At 72.5% G+C, this 14,281-nt stretch carries 16 protein-coding genes and 1 tRNA gene; 5 read left to right on the top strand and 12 right to left on the bottom strand.

The window, feature by feature from the left end; all coding sequences use genetic code 11:
* Positions 1-179: 179 nt before the first annotated feature.
* From ACFPFQ_RS00875 to ACFPFQ_RS00855, 5 genes are all read right to left on the bottom strand, one after another.
* On the bottom strand, positions 180-1,415 hold the full coding sequence (locus ACFPFQ_RS00875) for an MFS transporter (RefSeq protein ID WP_379613663.1): 1,236 nt from the start codon (positions 1,413-1,415) through the stop codon (positions 180-182).
* Positions 1,416-1,631: 216 nt separating this feature from the next.
* Complete coding sequence (locus tag ACFPFQ_RS00870) at positions 1,632-2,393, bottom strand: SDR family NAD(P)-dependent oxidoreductase (protein WP_379613661.1); 762 nt, start codon at positions 2,391-2,393, stop codon at positions 1,632-1,634.
* A 37-nt stretch (positions 2,394-2,430) separates the two neighbouring features.
* Positions 2,431-3,009 (bottom strand): TetR/AcrR family transcriptional regulator, encoded by a 579-nt coding sequence (locus tag ACFPFQ_RS00865; protein ID WP_379613659.1) that lies wholly within the window; start codon positions 3,007-3,009, stop codon positions 2,431-2,433.
* A 242-nt stretch (positions 3,010-3,251) separates the two neighbouring features.
* Entirely contained in the window at positions 3,252-4,955 is a 1,704-nt protein-coding gene (locus tag ACFPFQ_RS00860) for a response regulator (protein ID WP_379613657.1), read from the bottom strand.
* 39 nt (positions 4,956-4,994) lie between these two features.
* Complete coding sequence (locus ACFPFQ_RS00855; protein WP_379613655.1) at positions 4,995-5,159, bottom strand: hypothetical protein; 165 nt, start codon at positions 5,157-5,159, stop codon at positions 4,995-4,997.
* A gap of 173 nt (positions 5,160-5,332) precedes the next feature.
* Here ACFPFQ_RS00855 and ACFPFQ_RS00850 point away from each other — a divergent pair, with 173 nt between their 5' ends.
* Positions 5,333-6,571, top strand: coding sequence for an acyl-CoA dehydrogenase family protein (locus ACFPFQ_RS00850; RefSeq protein WP_379613653.1), 1,239 nt, complete (start codon positions 5,333-5,335; stop codon positions 6,569-6,571).
* A gap of 461 nt (positions 6,572-7,032) precedes the next feature.
* Here the strand turns inward: ACFPFQ_RS00850 and ACFPFQ_RS00845 are convergent.
* The 5 genes from ACFPFQ_RS00845 to ACFPFQ_RS00825 form a co-directional block, all read right to left on the bottom strand.
* A tRNA-Ala gene (locus tag ACFPFQ_RS00845) sits at positions 7,033-7,105 on the bottom strand.
* Between the two features lie 40 nt (positions 7,106-7,145).
* The gene (glpR, locus tag ACFPFQ_RS00840) at positions 7,146-8,147 is read right to left on the bottom strand and encodes a gephyrin-like molybdotransferase receptor GlpR (RefSeq protein WP_379613651.1); all 1,002 of its coding nucleotides are present in this window, start codon (positions 8,145-8,147) and stop codon (positions 7,146-7,148) included.
* Positions 8,148-8,331: 184 nt separating this feature from the next.
* Positions 8,332-8,997: a GNAT family N-acetyltransferase gene (locus ACFPFQ_RS00835; RefSeq protein ID WP_379613649.1), complete on the bottom strand. Its 666-nt coding sequence runs from the start codon at positions 8,995-8,997 to the stop codon at positions 8,332-8,334.
* Between the two features lie 8 nt (positions 8,998-9,005).
* A complete protein-coding gene (gene glp, locus ACFPFQ_RS00830) occupies positions 9,006-10,229 on the bottom strand; it encodes a gephyrin-like molybdotransferase Glp (RefSeq protein WP_379613647.1) in 1,224 nt (407 codons plus the stop codon).
* Between the two features lie 6 nt (positions 10,230-10,235).
* Positions 10,236-11,141 carry a UTP--glucose-1-phosphate uridylyltransferase gene (locus tag ACFPFQ_RS00825; protein ID WP_379613645.1) on the bottom strand — a complete coding sequence of 302 codons (906 nt, stop codon included), beginning with the start codon at positions 11,139-11,141 and terminating at the stop codon, positions 10,236-10,238.
* Positions 11,142-11,175: 34 nt separating this feature from the next.
* On the opposite strand from ACFPFQ_RS00825, the gene ACFPFQ_RS00820 reads away from it, so the two are divergent.
* The 3 genes from ACFPFQ_RS00820 to ACFPFQ_RS00810 all read left to right on the top strand — a co-directional run bounded on the left by ACFPFQ_RS00820 (position 11,176) and on the right by ACFPFQ_RS00810 (position 12,982).
* Positions 11,176-11,793, top strand: a complete 618-nt coding sequence (locus tag ACFPFQ_RS00820) for a 5-formyltetrahydrofolate cyclo-ligase (RefSeq protein ID WP_379613643.1) — start codon at positions 11,176-11,178, stop codon at positions 11,791-11,793.
* Positions 11,794-11,866: 73 nt separating this feature from the next.
* Positions 11,867-12,238 carry an FmdB family zinc ribbon protein gene (locus tag ACFPFQ_RS00815; RefSeq protein WP_379613641.1) on the top strand — a complete coding sequence of 124 codons (372 nt, stop codon included), beginning with the start codon at positions 11,867-11,869 and terminating at the stop codon, positions 12,236-12,238.
* A 105-nt stretch (positions 12,239-12,343) separates the two neighbouring features.
* Positions 12,344-12,982: an SAF domain-containing protein gene (locus ACFPFQ_RS00810; protein WP_379613639.1), complete on the top strand. Its 639-nt coding sequence runs from the start codon at positions 12,344-12,346 to the stop codon at positions 12,980-12,982.
* 10 nt (positions 12,983-12,992) lie between these two features.
* Here ACFPFQ_RS00810 and ACFPFQ_RS00805 read toward each other — a convergent pair whose 3' ends face one another.
* Positions 12,993-13,157, bottom strand: a complete 165-nt coding sequence (locus ACFPFQ_RS00805) for a hypothetical protein (RefSeq protein ID WP_379613637.1) — start codon at positions 13,155-13,157, stop codon at positions 12,993-12,995.
* Between the two features lie 34 nt (positions 13,158-13,191).
* Here ACFPFQ_RS00805 and ACFPFQ_RS00800 point away from each other — a divergent pair, with 34 nt between their 5' ends.
* Positions 13,192-13,620 (top strand): Rv0909 family putative TA system antitoxin, encoded by a 429-nt coding sequence (locus ACFPFQ_RS00800; RefSeq protein ID WP_379613635.1) that lies wholly within the window; start codon positions 13,192-13,194, stop codon positions 13,618-13,620.
* 75 nt (positions 13,621-13,695) lie between these two features.
* On the opposite strand, the gene ACFPFQ_RS00795 is transcribed toward ACFPFQ_RS00800, so the two are convergent.
* Positions 13,696-14,190: a MogA/MoaB family molybdenum cofactor biosynthesis protein gene (locus ACFPFQ_RS00795; RefSeq protein ID WP_379613667.1), complete on the bottom strand. Its 495-nt coding sequence runs from the start codon at positions 14,188-14,190 to the stop codon at positions 13,696-13,698.
* Between the last annotated feature and the right edge of the window lie 91 nt (positions 14,191-14,281).

Here is a 14,281-nt window from a genome sequence, read left to right as displayed (position 1 = left end):
CGCAGCAACTGACATACCTCATTCTCGCGCACCACCAACCGTAAACAGAGTTACGACACGCGACACTAGGAGTGCCTACGGTCGCCAAGGCTCTCGCGTTGCAGGAAAGCCACTTTCCTGCCATCTCCTTGCGGGAAAGTGGCTTTCCTGCAATCGGGGTGGGGGTGGCCGCGGCCGGCTCAGCGAACCGACTTGATCCGGTAGACGAGCACGGCGCCGACGGCACCGAACGCTGCCGCCACCGCGTACAGCGTCGGGTACCCGCCCAGGTTCGTCACGATGGGCGCGGCGATCACGGGCGCGATGACCTGCGGCAGCGAGCCGGCGATGTTGAGCACGCCCAGGTCCTTCCCGCGGTCGGCCGAGGCCGGGAGCAACTGCGTGAGCAGGGCGAAGTCGACGGCGGTGTAGCCCCCGAAGCCGATGCCGAGCACGATCGCGGCGAGGATCGCGCCCGGCCACGTCGTCCAGACGGCGAGCAGCAGCATGGCGGCCGCCATCGTCAACCCGGCCCCGCAGACGAAGACGCGACGCTTGCCGATGCGGTCCGACCAGATCCCCGAGATCGCCACCGACCCGAACGTCGCGACGATGTTGATGCCCGTGAGGATCAGGACGCCCGCGGCGGGGTCGGCGAGACCCACCGAGTCCTTGAGGAAGAAGAACAGGTACAGCAGCGCCACCGAGTTGGCGAGGTTCATGAGGAACCGGGTGAGCCAGCCCCAGCCGAAGTCGGGGTGGCGGCGGGGGTTGACCCACAGCACCCCGCGCACCGCCGCCCACGTCAACGCGGGACGGTCGTGGCGAGCGAGGATCCGGTCCCCCCGCTGGAACAGGAACGGGACCGCCGTGATCACCAGGCAGCCACCGCAGACGAGGTAGCCGACGACGGTGTCGCCGCTGACCGTCGCGATGACGGTGCCGGTGGCGATGCCGACGATCTGGGCGAGCCCGAAGAACCCCGCCGCCGTGCCGCGCTGCTTCGCGGGCACCTGATCGGGCACCACCGCGCTCAGCGCCGAGTAGGAGCCGTTGACCATCGTCTGGACGGCGCACCAGCCGATCACCACCATCACGATGGTGCTCGCCGACGACAGCAGGACGATCGCGAGGAAGCCGCCGGCCGTGCCGACCAGTATCCATGGCCGTCTGCGCCCGAACCGCGACGTGGTGCGGTCCGACAACGCCCCGAAAAGCGGGTTCGCCACCAGCGCGAACGCCGCACCGCAGCCGAGTACCAGCGCGAGCGAGGCCTCCTTGGTGTCGGGTGCCAGCGCCTCGATCTGTCGCGGCAGCAGGATCTGCAGCGGCCCGAACAGCGCGATGAACACGCCGATCCAGGCAGCCGAGTAGGAGAGGACCCAGCGGGGGCGGACGTTGACCGTCGGTTCCGCGAGCGCGCTGCCGCCCGTCATCCGTCGCCGCCGGGAAGGGGCTCAGCGAGCCCCGGCATCCACGCCACCATGCATGACCCTTCCGGCCTCAACCACTGCGCCCACCACGATGTCGAACTCGCCGGGCCGCGGTCAATCGACGGGGCCGCCGGCGCCCATCGGACTGCAGCATGGTGGCTTTCCCAGCGTTGGGTCGCAGGATGGCCACCATGCTGCGATCGGGGCGGGGCTCCCCGCTCAGGCCGTGACCCCGCCGTCGAGCACCAGGTCGTGTCCCACGGCGAAGGTCGACTCCCCCGAGGCCAGCCAGAGCACCCCGGCCGCCACCTCCGCGGTGGATCCGACGCGCCCGAGCGGCACCAGCCCGGCCAGCCGCGTGTCGCGGTCGGCGGCGGTCTCCCCCGGTCGCATCGACAACGGGGTGTCGGTGGCACCGGGGCTCACCGCGTTGATGCGGATGCCGTCGGCGATGTGGTCGCGCGCCGCTGCCCGCGTCAGCGCGCTGACCGCGGCCTTGGTGGCTGCGTAGGCCGCCATGCCGGGGCGCCTGCCGTGCCAGCCGATGTTGGACGCGACGTTGACGATCGCCCCGCCGCCGTGCGCCCGCATGTGCGCGATCTCGTGCTTCATGGCCAGCCAGGTGCCGGTCAGGTTGGTGGCCACCGCGGCGTCCCAGTCTGGCTCGGGGATGTCGGCCGTGGCCGCGGGCCGGGTGAACACGCCCGCGTTGTTCACCGCCACGTGCAGGCCGCCGTGGGTCTCGACGCAGGCCCGCACCATGGCCGCAGCGTCGGACGACACGGCGACGTCGGCCACGACGTGGCTCCCCTTCCCGCCCGCCGCCTCCACCTGCGCCACCGTCTCGACCAGCCCGGCGGCGCCCCGGCCCGCCACCACGACCGTGGCCCCCTCGGCCGCGAACGCGAGCGCGATGGCCCGGCCGATGCCGGATCCCCCGCCCGTCACCAGCGCGACCGCGCCGTCAAACCGTGCCGCCATGACTCTCCTATTCAAAACCGATCGTTCTTGATATCGCTCAGCCGAGCAGCGTCAGCACCTGCGACGTCGCGTCGCGGAGCCGGTCGGGCGACGACGATCCCTTGCCCAGTACCTGCAGGCCCTGCAACGTGGCGAGCAGGAGCCGGGCCAACGCTCGCGGATCCCGCTCCGGCGCCAGCTCACCCGCAGCCCTGGCTCGCGACAGCGCCAGCGTGAAGGCCACCTCGAGGGTGTCCCAGCTGGCCGCCACCCGCTGCGCCACCTGCGGATCGGACGGCAGTTCGACCGCGGAGTTGACGACGAAGCAGCCCCGCCGCACGTCGCCGACCAGTATCTCCTCGACGTAGCGATGGATCAGGTCACGCAGCGCGGGCAGTGCGGGCCCCGGCCGCGAGAGATCCTCGACGACCCGGGCGTCCGTGACGCGCACATACCGGTCCAGCGCGGCGAGGTAGAGCTCGTGCTTGGAGCCGAACGTGGCGTAGAGGCTCGCCTTGCCGACGCCGAGGCGCTCGACGAGATCGCTGACCGCCGTGGCCTCGTAGCCCCGTTCCCAGAACAGGTCGAGCGCGGCCTGCAGGGCGGCATCGACGTCGAACTCCTTGACCCTGGCCATGGCTGAACCGTAGCTCTAGCTAGAACGATCGGTCAAATATTACGCGGAGCTACGCAGATCTGCGTAGCGGGGTGCCGCCGCGCGTCGGACGACCGGGAGGTAAGGGCGCCGCAGCCTGGAACGGTGCAGACGAGGAGCTCCCGCGACCTCCTGTCCGGACCCCGCGGGGTCACCCTGCTCGGACTCGCCGTCGGCGCCATCGGGATCGGCATCCTGTGGGCGTCGGGTGTCGTGTTCCCCTTCTACCCGCCGCCCGGCATCGTGATCCTGCTGGTCGGCATGCTGTTCGTCGGCCTCGCGCCCTGGCGGTGGGCCCCGGCGATCGGCGTGCTGCTCGGGCTGTTCGTCATCGTTGGCTTCCTGATCTCCCCCGACGGCATGCCCAACCTGACCGGTGCCCACGGGGTGGGCGTGTCGATCGGTTCGGTGATCCAGCTGCTCGGCGGGCTCACCGCGCTCGTCGCGGGCGCGCTCGCGGTCAGGACGGCCACCACGACCAGCTGGGCCCGGGTGTGCGCGTGCACCTTGCCCATCGCCCTGCTGACGTGGGTCCGGACCGTGTCCGGGCTGAGGAACAGCTCCCGCGCGATCTCACCGTCGGAACGCCCGGTGCTCACCCAGGCGACGACCTCCCGCTCCCGGTCGGTGAGGTCGTCGAGGCCGTCCACCGGAGCCGGGTCGGCCGCTGCCTGGCGGGCGAACAGCGACACCACGCGCCGCGTGACCGACGGTGACAACAGCGCCTCGCCCGCCGCCACCACCCGGATCGCCCGCACCAGCTCCTCGGGCGCTGTGTCCTTCAGGATGAGCCCGGCGGCACCGGCCTGGAGCGCCTCGAAGATGTACTGGTCGATCTCGAACGTCGTCACCACGACGACGTGCACATCGGCCGGCGCGGGCTCGGCCGCGATGCCCCGCAGCACCTCCAGTCCGTCCATCCCGGGCATCCGGATGTCGAGGAGCAGGACGTCGGGCCGCTCGCGGTGCACCAGCTCGAGCGCCGCACGTCCGCTGCTCGCCTCGCCGACCACGCACATGTCGGCCTCGCGCTCGACGAGGACGCGCAGGCCCATGCGCACGAGCTCGTGGTCGTCCGCCAGCGCCACCCTGATCATCGGCCGGCCGCCGGCAGGCGAGCGGTCACGGCTGAACCCGCCGCCCGGGCGCGGTCCTGCCGCGAAGCGACCCCCGACGGCCTCGACGCGCGTCCGCATCCCGGTCAGCCCGCGCCCGGCCACCGCACCGTCGGCGCCGACCCCGCGGTCGTCCACCTGCACCAGCAACCGGCCGTCCCCCCGCCCGATCCGCACCTCGGCCCGCGTCGGCCCGGCATGGCGCAGCACGTTGGTCAGCGACTCCTGCACCACCCGGAAGGCAACCACATCGACGTCCGGGGCGACGGGCACCTCCGGGTGCGCCACGGTGAGATCCACGGGCAGCCCGCCCGCCCGAACCCGGTCGACGAGCTCCTCGACGTCGACCAGGCCGGCGGGCCGGCGGGCCGGGGTGGATCGTGTCCAGCATGGCGCGCAACGACGCGAGCGAGGCCGCACTGGTGGTCCGGATCGCCTCGAGCGACGTGCGGGCCTGCTCGGGCCGCTCGTCGAAGAGCAGCAGCGCGCCCCGGCCTGCATCGCGACCACGGCGAACCCGTGCCCGGCGACGTCGTGCACCTCACCGGCGATCGCCATCCGCTCCTCGAGCGCCACCCGTGCCACCAGCTCGCGACGCGCCCGGTCGCGGCCCGCGATCATGACGTGCACGAGCGCGCCGAGCACCCACGGCAGGACGATCCAGCCGGTCCAGGCCAGCGTCAGCACCGCCGGAGCGTCCACCTCGTGCACCAGCCGGACCGCCACCGTCGCCGCAGCCGCGGCGATCCCGCAGGCGATGGCCGAGATCCGCAGGCCACGCCTGCGGGCCACCTCGAAGATCGCGATGACCATGCACAGCTGCACCGGCCCGTACGGGTAGCCGAGCAGCAGCTAGGCGCTGACCACGGCCATCGTGGCGGCCAACGCCCACACCGGCGCGATCCGGCGTGGCACGAGCGTGGCCGCGGCGGCGGCGACCACCAGCGCGACGGCCCACGCGTCGAGCGGGCGGGCGCGGTCGCCCTGCAACGCGGCCGCGGCAACCGTTCCCAGCACGAGGCAGACCGCGAATCCGGCGGCGAGGCCGAGATCCTTCGATGCCGGGCGGGCGAGCTGCAGCCGACAGCATCGCGCGTGGGATCCCGGGCATCGATCAACGGTCCCTCGATGGACATACAGGCAGACCTGTCCGTATGTTGGCGGGGCCCGCACGTCGAAGGGAACGTCTGATGATCGAGTGGTCCGAGACCGACATCATGGTCCGCGACGCGATCCGCAACTTCGTCGACAAGGAGATCCGGCCGCACCTCGACGAGCTGGAGTCGGGCGCGCTGCCGCCCTACGACATCATCCGGAAGCTGTTCGCGGCGTTCGGGATCGACGAGATGCGGCGCGCGTCCACCGCGAAGATGCTGGAGAAGCAGCGCGCGCGGGAGGCAGGCGAGGCGCCGGAGTCGAGCGGCAAGGCCGCGGGCGGCACCGAGAGCTCCATGATGGCGCTGGTTATCAGCGAGCTGTCGGGCGTCAGCCTGGGGCTCGTCACGGCGCTCGGCGTCAGCATCGGCCTGACCGCGGCCACGATCACGTCGAAGGGCACGCTGGCGCAGAAGCAGCGGTGGCTGCCGGAGCTGGTCACGTTCGAGAAGGTCGGGGCGTGGGCGATCACGGAGCCCGACTCGGGGTCCGACGCGTTCGGCGGCATGAAGTCCTACGTCCGGCGCGACGGCGACGACTACGTCCTCAACGGGCAGAAGACGTTCATCACCAACGGCCCGCACGCCGATGTCGTCGTTGTGTTCGCGAAGCTCGACGACGGTGGTGCGGGCGACCGGCGCGACCGCCAGGTGCTGACGTTCGTGCTGGACAAGGGGATGCCCGGCTTCACGCAGGGCAAGGCGTTCAAGAAGATGGGCCTGATGTCGTCGCCGACGGGCGAGCTGTTCTTCGACAACGTCCGGCTGGGTCGGGATCGACTGCTGGGCGAGCAGGAGCCGTCGACGGACACGGGTGACAGCAAGGACGAGGTGCGGTCCGGGTTCGTCACCGAACGCGTCGGGATCGCGTCGATGGCGCTGGGGATCATCAACGAGTGCCGTCGGTTGTGCATCGACTACGCCAACACGCGCACCATGTGGGGCCAGGAGATCGGCCGCTTCCAGCTCGTCCAGCTGAAGCTGGCGAAGATGGAGATCGCGCGGATCAACGTGCAGAACATGGTGTTCTCGGTGATCGAGAAGCAGCGGGCGGGCAAGGCGATCTCGCTCGCCGAGGCGTCGGCGATGAAGCTGTACGCGTCGGAGGCGGCCACCGACGTCGCGATGGAGGCGGTGCAGCTCTTCGGCGGGAACGGCTACATGGCCGAGTACCGGGTGGAGCAGCTGGCCAGGGATGCGAAGTCGCTGATGATCTACGCCGGAAGCAACGAGATCCAGGTGACGCACATCGCGAAGGGCCTACTCGGCCGGTAGCGCGGCCACCCCCGTCCCAACTCGCGGTGCACTTCGTCCCGACTCGCGGGTCGATCCACCCCAACTCGCGGGCCCCTCCGCCGCAACTCGCGGGTCGATCCACCCCAACTCGCGGGCCCCTCCGTCGCAACTCGCGGCGCAGTCCACCCCAACTCGCGGGCCCCTCCGCCGCAACTCGCGCCAAGGCGAGCGAAGCGAAGCCGACGGCCCGTGCTGGATCAGCAAAATCAGCGTGTCAGAACAGCCAAATCACCCGATGCGAGCGCAGCGAGCGAGCCGCGGCCCCGATGCGAGCGCAGCGAGCGAGCCCCCGCGGGACAAGGGGCGAGCGAAGCGATGCCCCGAACGGGGGGTCCCGGGGGGCGGAGCCCCTCCGGGCTGGGGGTCTGGGGGCTCGGCCCCCAGAGAACACGCGGAACGCAAACGGCCCGCGCCCTCTGCGGGCACGGGCCACCGATGCGTGGAGCTGAGGGGAATCGAACCCCTGACCTACTCGATGCGAACGAGTCGCGCTACCAACTGCGCCACAGCCCCGATGCCGCTCCTGCGAGCGACTGGATGACCTTATCAGGGGTCATTCGCCTGCTGCACGGCGGTAGTCGGGTCGGGTGGGGCCGTCGAGTTCGTGCAGGTCGGGGTCTTCGTCGTCGGCCTGGACGAGTGCTGTTCCGGCAGGCAGGGGCGGTGTGGGGGCGGGTTGGAGGCGTGGGAGGGCGCGTTCGGCTTCGGGGTCGACGACGTCGGGTGGGAGCCGGCGGGGGCTCAGTGCACCGATGGGTTCGCCGGTGCCGGGGATGCGGTCGGGGTCGACCTCGTCCTCGTCGTCCCAGTCCTCGACGGCGTCCATCTCGGCCGTTTCGGCGGGGTCGCCGGGGTCTGCGGAGTCGGTGGGGCGGGCGGCGTCGCGGCCGCGGCGGGCCCAGGAGTCGAGTTCGGGGTCTTCGGCTGCGGGCTTGCGGCGGGTGCCTGCCATTCGGGCGGCGCGGCGTTCGCGGATGGCCTCTTCCATGCGGACCTGGCGGCGCAGGTAGATGAGGTAGCCGACGAGTGCGATGTCGATGGCGCCGTGGAGGGCCCACAGCATGGGGCCGACGACGAGGGCGGCCACGGCGGTGGCGACGGCGGCGATGAGCATGACGACGACGACGCGTTGCCGGAAGCCGTAGCGGGCGCGGGCGGCGAGTTCGGCTGCTGCGGGGTCGAAGCCGCCGCGGCCGGGCCGGAAGCGCGGTGCCGGGCGTTCCCAGCGGCGCTCGTCGTCGCTGTCACCGGTCGGGTCGTCGGGGTCGTGGGTCTCGTCCGGTTCGGCCGCGTCCGTGTCGGCCGTTTCCGACCGGGGGTTCGTGTCGTCGTCCGTTCGGTCGTGGTCGGCCCACTCCGCGACCTCGCGCGGCTGGTCCACCTCGTCCATTCCGTCCACCTCCAGTGTCTGGCGCCGGCGCGGTCGTTCGAGCACGCGTCCGGAGAGGGCGGCCGTGGTGGGCCGCGCCACCTCCTGGCGGTGCCGTGCGACCGCGGGGACGAGGATGAGCAGCCAGATGACGACCAGTCCCGCAAAGATCATCGAACTGGGCACAGCTGCTTCCTCCCCCCACGGCGCAGTCCGAGCGCGCCGCGGTCTCCCCAGTCCGAGATCGCGCCCGAGCCTCCACGGTAGTGAGCACGCGTGGATGATCACGGCAGCGACGCGCCGTGTCCGCCAGGTTCACCCCTGTGCCAACAGCGACCAGTGGGACGGATGAGGCTCCGGAGGGTGACGGCTAGGGCCGGCTGGCGCGACCCTCAGCGATCAGCCGGCCGCTGAGGCCGCCAGCTGGGACGTCCTCGATGGTCAGGGCGTAGCAGAGATGGTCTCGCCACGCTCCGTCGACGTCCAGGTAGCGCCGGAACAATCCCTCCTGGCGGAAGCCGAGCTTCTCCAGCACGCGCAGGCTCCGCGCGTTCTCGGGCCGGACCGTGGCCTCGAGCCGGTGCAGGCGCACCGGGCCGAAGCAGTGGTCCGCCACGATCGCGACGGCCGCGGTGATCACGCCACCGCCGCCCACCTGCGCGTCCACCCAGTAGCCGACGTAGGCCGACAGCAGCGGTTCGCGCACGATGTTGCCGACCATGACGTGGCCGACGAAGCGACCGTCGAGCGTGACGGCGAAGGGCAGCGCGACCCCGCGGCGGCCCGCGGCGCGCAGCTGCAGCCACCGGCCCGGCCACTCGGCTGCGGCGTTGCGCTGCGCCCAGCTCCCCGGCATGGTCGGCTCCCACGGGGCGAGGTTGCGCTCGTCCCTGGTCCGGACGGCCGACCAGGCGGCACCGTCGCGCAGCCGCACGGGGCGCACGTCGACGAGCCCGCCGGGCACCACGAGCGACCCCGGCCGGGCCGGCCAGCCGGGGTGTCGCCCGGATCCCCTGTCCGGCAACGCGTGTGCCACGCCGCTGCTCAGGGCGCGGGGAGGAACGCGACAGTGACGGTCTCGTCGACCGTGGCCTCGGTGACGTCCTCGGGCACGATGATCAGCCCGTTGGCGTCGACGATGGACGTGAGCAGGTGGGTGCCGGAGGTGCCGAGCGGCTGCACCAGGTACTCGCGGGTGGACTGCTCGCGCAGCAACCTGCCGCGCAGGTGGCCGCGGCGGCCTGCCACCGACGTGATCGGCGAGGTGAGCCGCGCCGACATCGTGCGACGGTAGGGGTCGCTGCGGCCCTGCGCGACGCGCAGCAGCGGGCGCACCAGCACCTCGAACAGCAGCAGCGCGGTGGCCGGGTGCGACGGGAACAGGAAGGTGGGCACACCGTCCTCGCCAAGCCGCCCGAACCCCTGGGTGGAGCCCGGGTGCATCGCGACGCGGGTGGTGTCGAGATCACCGAGACCCGAGAGCGCCGCTTGGATCTCGGCGCCGGCGCGGCCCCCGACGGACCCGCACACGACGATGACGTCGCTGAACGGCAGCCGGTCCTGCATCGCCGCGCCGATCTCGCGCGCGTCACCGCGCACCAGCCCGGCACGCGACGTCTCGGCGCCCGCCTCGCGGGCCGCGGCGGTGAGGGCGTGCGAGCAGACGTCGGCCACCTGGCCTGCGCCGGGGGTGCGGGCGAGATCCACGAGCTCGTCGCCGACCGAGATCACCGACACGCGCGGCTTCGGGTGCACGAGCACCTTGTCGCGACCGGCCGCGGCGAGCATGCCGACCTGCGCGGCGCCGAGCACCGTGTCACGCCGGACCGCGACGTCACCGGGCTGCACGTCCTCGCCGACCCGGCGCACGTAGGCGGCCGACGGGACGCCGGCATGGATGGATATCCGAGCGGCGCCCGCGTCGGTCTGGCCGACCGGGACGACCGCGTCGGCCAGCGTGGGCAGTGGTGCACCGGCGGCCACCCGGACGGCCTGGCCGGGCTGCAGCCGCAGCGGCTGGCGGGACCCGGCCGGGATCTCGCCGACCACCGGGATGGACACCGGCTCGTCGGCCGTGGCGCCGTGGACGTCGACGCTGCGCACCGCGTAGCCGTCGATCGCGGCCATGTCGAAGCCCGGCAGCGGGCGCGAGGTGACCACTTCCTCGGCGCACCGCAGCCCGCACGCCTCCGCGATCGCCACCCGCACCGGTGCGGGGCGGATCGCCGACCCCAGCACCCGCTGGAGCTGCTCGTCGAACGAGCGCATCGGTCCTCAGCCGTCCAGCCGGGCGATCAGCCACTCGCGCAGGGACGGCCCGTATTCGGGGTCCTGCAGCGCGAAGTCGACGAACGCGCGGACGTAGCTGCCGGGGTTGCCGAGGTCGTGGCGCCCGCCGTGGTGCACGACGACGTGCACCGGGTGGCCCTCCTCGATCAGCAGGGCGACGGCGTCGGTGAGCTGCAGCTCGCCGCCTGCGCCGGGGGTGATCCGGTCGAGCGCGTCGAAGATCGCGACGTCGAGCAGGTAGCGCCCGGCAGCGGCGAAGGTGGACGGCGCCTCGGCGGCCGGCGGCTTCTCCACCATGCCGTGCACGCGCTTGACGTCGGGGTCGTCGGTGTCGGAGACGTCGAAGACGCCGTACGCCGAGATCTCCTCGCGCGGGATGTCGAACGCGCAGAGCACGCTGCCGCCGAACTGCTCGCGCACGGCGGCCATGCGGCTGAGCACGCCGGTGGCCTGCCCGTCCTCCGGCAGCACGATGTCGTCGGGCAGCAGCACGGCGAAGGCGCCCTCGTCCGCCCCGATGGCGTCGCGCGCGCAACCGACGGCGTGCCCGAGCCCCTTGGGCTCGTACTGCGTGACGGTGCTGACGGCGATCAGGTCGTGGGCGCGGCGCACCTTCGCGACGAGCTTGTCCTTGCCGCGCTCGGCGAGCGTCTTCTCCAGCTCGGAGGAGTCGGCGAAGTGCGCGGCGACCGCGTCCTTGCCGGGAGAGGTGACGATCAGCATGCGTTCGGCACCCGCCGCGGCCGCCTCGGCCGCCACGAGCTCGATGCCCGGCGTGTCGACGACGGGCAGCAGCTCCTTCGGCACGGTCTTGGTGGTCGGCAGGAACCGGGTACCCAGTCCGGCCGCCGGCACCACGGCTGTCCGGAAAGGCGACGTCACACCAGTCATGTCACGACCCTATCGGCGGGACTAGCGTGCAGCGGTGACGGCACGCTCCTCTCCGGACGGTGTGACCATTCGGGCACGCAAGGACGAATGGCGCCGACGGCTCGTGGCGGCCCGCCGGGCGCTGCCGCCGCAGGTCCACGCGGCCAGGGCACGGGCGCTGACCGCGGGTGCCGTGGAGCTCGCCGCCACGGTCGACGGGCCGGTGTGCGCCTACCTGCCGATCGGCACCGAACCAGGATCCCCTGCTTTGGTCGAGGTACTGCGCGCCGCCGGGCACGAGGTGGTGCTGCCGGTGGTGCCGCAGCTGCCGGGACCGCTGGACTGGGCGCGGTTCGAAGGGGTCGACGCGCTGGTGGCGGGCCCGTTACGGCTGCGCCAGCCCGCCGGTGCCCGGTTGGGCCCGGCCATGATCGAACGCGCGGGGTTGGTGCTGGTGCCGGCGCTGGCGGCCGACCGCGGCGGTGCCCGGTTGGGCCGCGGCGGCGGCTTCTACGATCGGACGCTGCCCCTCGCTGCACCCGCAACGCCGCTGGTGGTGCTCCTGAACGACGACGAGCTGGTCAGCGAGCTCCCGGCCGAACCGCACGACCACCGGGTGAGCGCCGCGCTGCTCGCCGATGCGGGCTTCACCACGCTCGGGAACAGAACCTGATCGGGTCGGGTTATGCTGGCACTCAGTGCGTCCGAGTGCCAGCTCGTTGACGTGTCAGTTCCCGGAGGGACACGTGCCGACCTACCAGTACGCCTGCACCGCCTGCGACCACCGGTTCGACGCGGTGCAGTCCTTCTCGGACGCATCGCTCACCGTGTGCCCGGTGTGTTCAGGCCCGCTCCGCAAGGTGTTCTCGTCGGTCGGGATCGTCTTCAAGGGCAGCGGCTTCTACCGCACCGACAGCCGCGCGGGCGCCGTCCCCAGCGGTGAGACCAAGTCCGAGGTCAAGGCCGAGGGCAAGTCGGATGGGGGCAAGTCCGAGTCGGGCAAGTCCGAGTCGAGCAAGTCCGAGTCGAAGTCCGACTCCTCCTCGTCGTCATCGGCGAAGAAGGAGAGCTCGTCCACGAGTTCCGCCAAGTCCGCTCCCGCAGCCGCCGCTTCCTGAGGTCGCTCGCCGCGGTCGCGGCGAGTTGTCCACATCGCGGTCCGGTTGTCCACAGGTCAGCGGATCGGCCCCGGAACGGCGGACACACGGCCTAGCGTCGATCCCGTGACCGCCACCGACCCGTCCCCGCGCGCCCGCCTCGCCGGGCTGTTGCGCGGCACGGGCTGGCGACGCACCGTGTTGCTGCGCCGCATCGCCGCGGGTGCGTTGGCCGCGCTCGCGCTGGTACTGGCCCTGTTGCCCCGCTCCGGCACCGCGGGTGCGCCGGTGCTCGTCGCCGCAGTCGAGCTGCCGGCGGGCGTCGCGCTGCGCGATGCCGATCTCGCGGTGCGCACCTGGCCCGCCGAGCTCGTGCCCGCCGGGGCGCTGCGCGCGGTCGACGCGGCCGCCGGCCGGGTGCTGATCGGCGCCGCACACGCCGGCGAGCCGCTCACCGACCTGCGCTTCCTCGACGCGGGCCCGGCCGCCGCGGGCGGGCCCGATGGCGCCGCCGTGCCGATCCGGCTCGCCGACGCCGGGGTGGCGGCGCTGCTGCGACCGGGCAGCCGGGTCGACGTCGTCACGGTCGGTGGCAGGGCAGGCGAAGCAGCGGTGCTCGCCGCCGACGCCACCGTGCTGGCGGTGATGGCCGAGGACAAGGGCACGCGCGGCAGGCTCGTGATGGTCGGGATGCCCAGGGCACTCGCCGGCCGGGTGGCAGCTGCGGCACTGGCCGAGCAGGTCGGCATCACCCTGCGGTCCTGACCTCGGCCGATCAGTCGCGCTCCACGTGGTGGGGCGGCCGGTCGGCCAGCAGCTCCTCGTCGCCCGTGCCCGGCGGGCGCGGGTCGTCGTCCTGCTCGTCACGGGTGGTGCTCGGCAGCACGTCGCCGAACACCTCTTCCAGGCGTCTGCGCACCCGATCCGGCAATTCGTTCACCCCACCATCCTGCACCGGTGCCACGATGTGCCGTATGGCATTCACCGACAAGGCCAAGGACATCACCGACACCGCACTCGAGAAGGCGTCCGAGTTCGCCGAGAAGGCGGGTGAGAAGGCCGCCGAGCTCGCCGACATCGCGCGCGAGCGCGCGCCCGGCTACATCGACAAGGCCACGGAGCTCGCCGGCAAGGCCGTCGAGGCGGCGGCGGCAGGCGTCGACAAGGCGACGGGCGGCAAGTACCACGAACAGATCGACTCGGCGGCCGGCAAGGTCAGCGAGACGATCGACAAGGCCAGGGCGGCGGCGAACCCGGAGGCTGCCAGAACAGAGGCGGCCAAGGCAGAGGCGGCCAAGCCGGAGGCAGCGACGCCTGCCGACCCGACCCCGCCGGCAGCCCCGACACCACCCGCGGCCCCGACACCTCCGGCGGCACCGAAGCCCGACGAGCCCACCGGCTGATCCGCACACAACTCCGCGGCACGGCACACACCGTAGAAGCTGTGTGCGGTGCCCGGGCGGTGTGTGCCAGCGCGTTTACGGGGCGTCGAGGCCCGAGAGCTCCGCGATCACGTGCGCCACGAGCGGGGTGAGGGTGGCCATGCCGTCGCGCACCGCGGCGCGCGACGGCGCCAGGTTCACCACGAGCGTGCTGCCCGACACCCCGACGAGGCCGCGGGACAGTCCCGCGTCCACCGCGCCCGCGGCGAGGCCGGAGGCGCGGATGGCCTCGGCGATGCCGGGGATGGGGCGGTCGAGCACACCGGCCGTGGCGTCGGCGGTGACGTCGCGCGGCGAGACGCCGGTGCCACCGACGGTGACCACGAGGTCGACACCCCCGATCACGGCGGTGTTGAGCGCGTTGCGGATGGCCACCGGGTCGCCCGGCACGACCACGACCGCGTCGACGACGAGCCGGGCCTCCTCGAGGAGCTCCGTGACCAGCGGGCCGATCGAATCGTCCCGCTCACCGTGGCTGACCCGGTCGTCAACGACCACCACGAGTGCCCGACCGATCTGCGGTGGCGCCATTTCCATGCGCTCACCGTAGCGATGTGTCCGTCCTGGCTCGCGGCCGCGTCCCGCTGGCGTGACGATCCCTTACCGCGCTGTGACGTCGGGG

This window comes from Pseudonocardia sp. GCM10023141 (genome assembly GCF_042653605.1).
Note: the sequence above shows the minus strand (reverse complement) of the source record. Positions and strands in the feature narration are given on the sequence as shown.

Bases quoted from the DNA above. Each gene is read 5' to 3' on its own strand.
- ACFPFQ_RS00875 (WP_379613663.1), bottom strand. From the start codon at position 1,415: ATGACGGGCGGCAGCGCGCTCGCGGAACCGACGGTCAACGTCCGCCCC.
- ACFPFQ_RS00870 (WP_379613661.1), bottom strand. From the start codon at position 2,393: ATGGCGGCACGGTTTGACGGCGCGGTCGCGCTGGTGACGGGCGGGGGA.
- ACFPFQ_RS00865 (WP_379613659.1), bottom strand. From the start codon at position 3,009: ATGGCCAGGGTCAAGGAGTTCGACGTCGATGCCGCCCTGCAGGCCGCG.
- ACFPFQ_RS00860 (WP_379613657.1), bottom strand. From the start codon at position 4,955: ATGGTCATCGCGATCTTCGAGGTGGCCCGCAGGCGTGGCCTGCGGATC.
- ACFPFQ_RS00850 (WP_379613653.1), top strand. From the start codon at position 5,333: ATGATCGAGTGGTCCGAGACCGACATCATGGTCCGCGACGCGATCCGC.
- glp (WP_379613647.1), bottom strand. From the start codon at position 10,229: ATGCGCTCGTTCGACGAGCAGCTCCAGCGGGTGCTGGGGTCGGCGATC.
- ACFPFQ_RS00825 (WP_379613645.1), bottom strand. From the start codon at position 11,141: ATGACTGGTGTGACGTCGCCTTTCCGGACAGCCGTGGTGCCGGCGGCC.
- ACFPFQ_RS00800 (WP_379613635.1), top strand. From the start codon at position 13,192: ATGGCATTCACCGACAAGGCCAAGGACATCACCGACACCGCACTCGAG.
- ACFPFQ_RS00795 (WP_379613667.1), bottom strand. From the start codon at position 14,190: ATGGCGCCACCGCAGATCGGTCGGGCACTCGTGGTGGTCGTTGACGAC.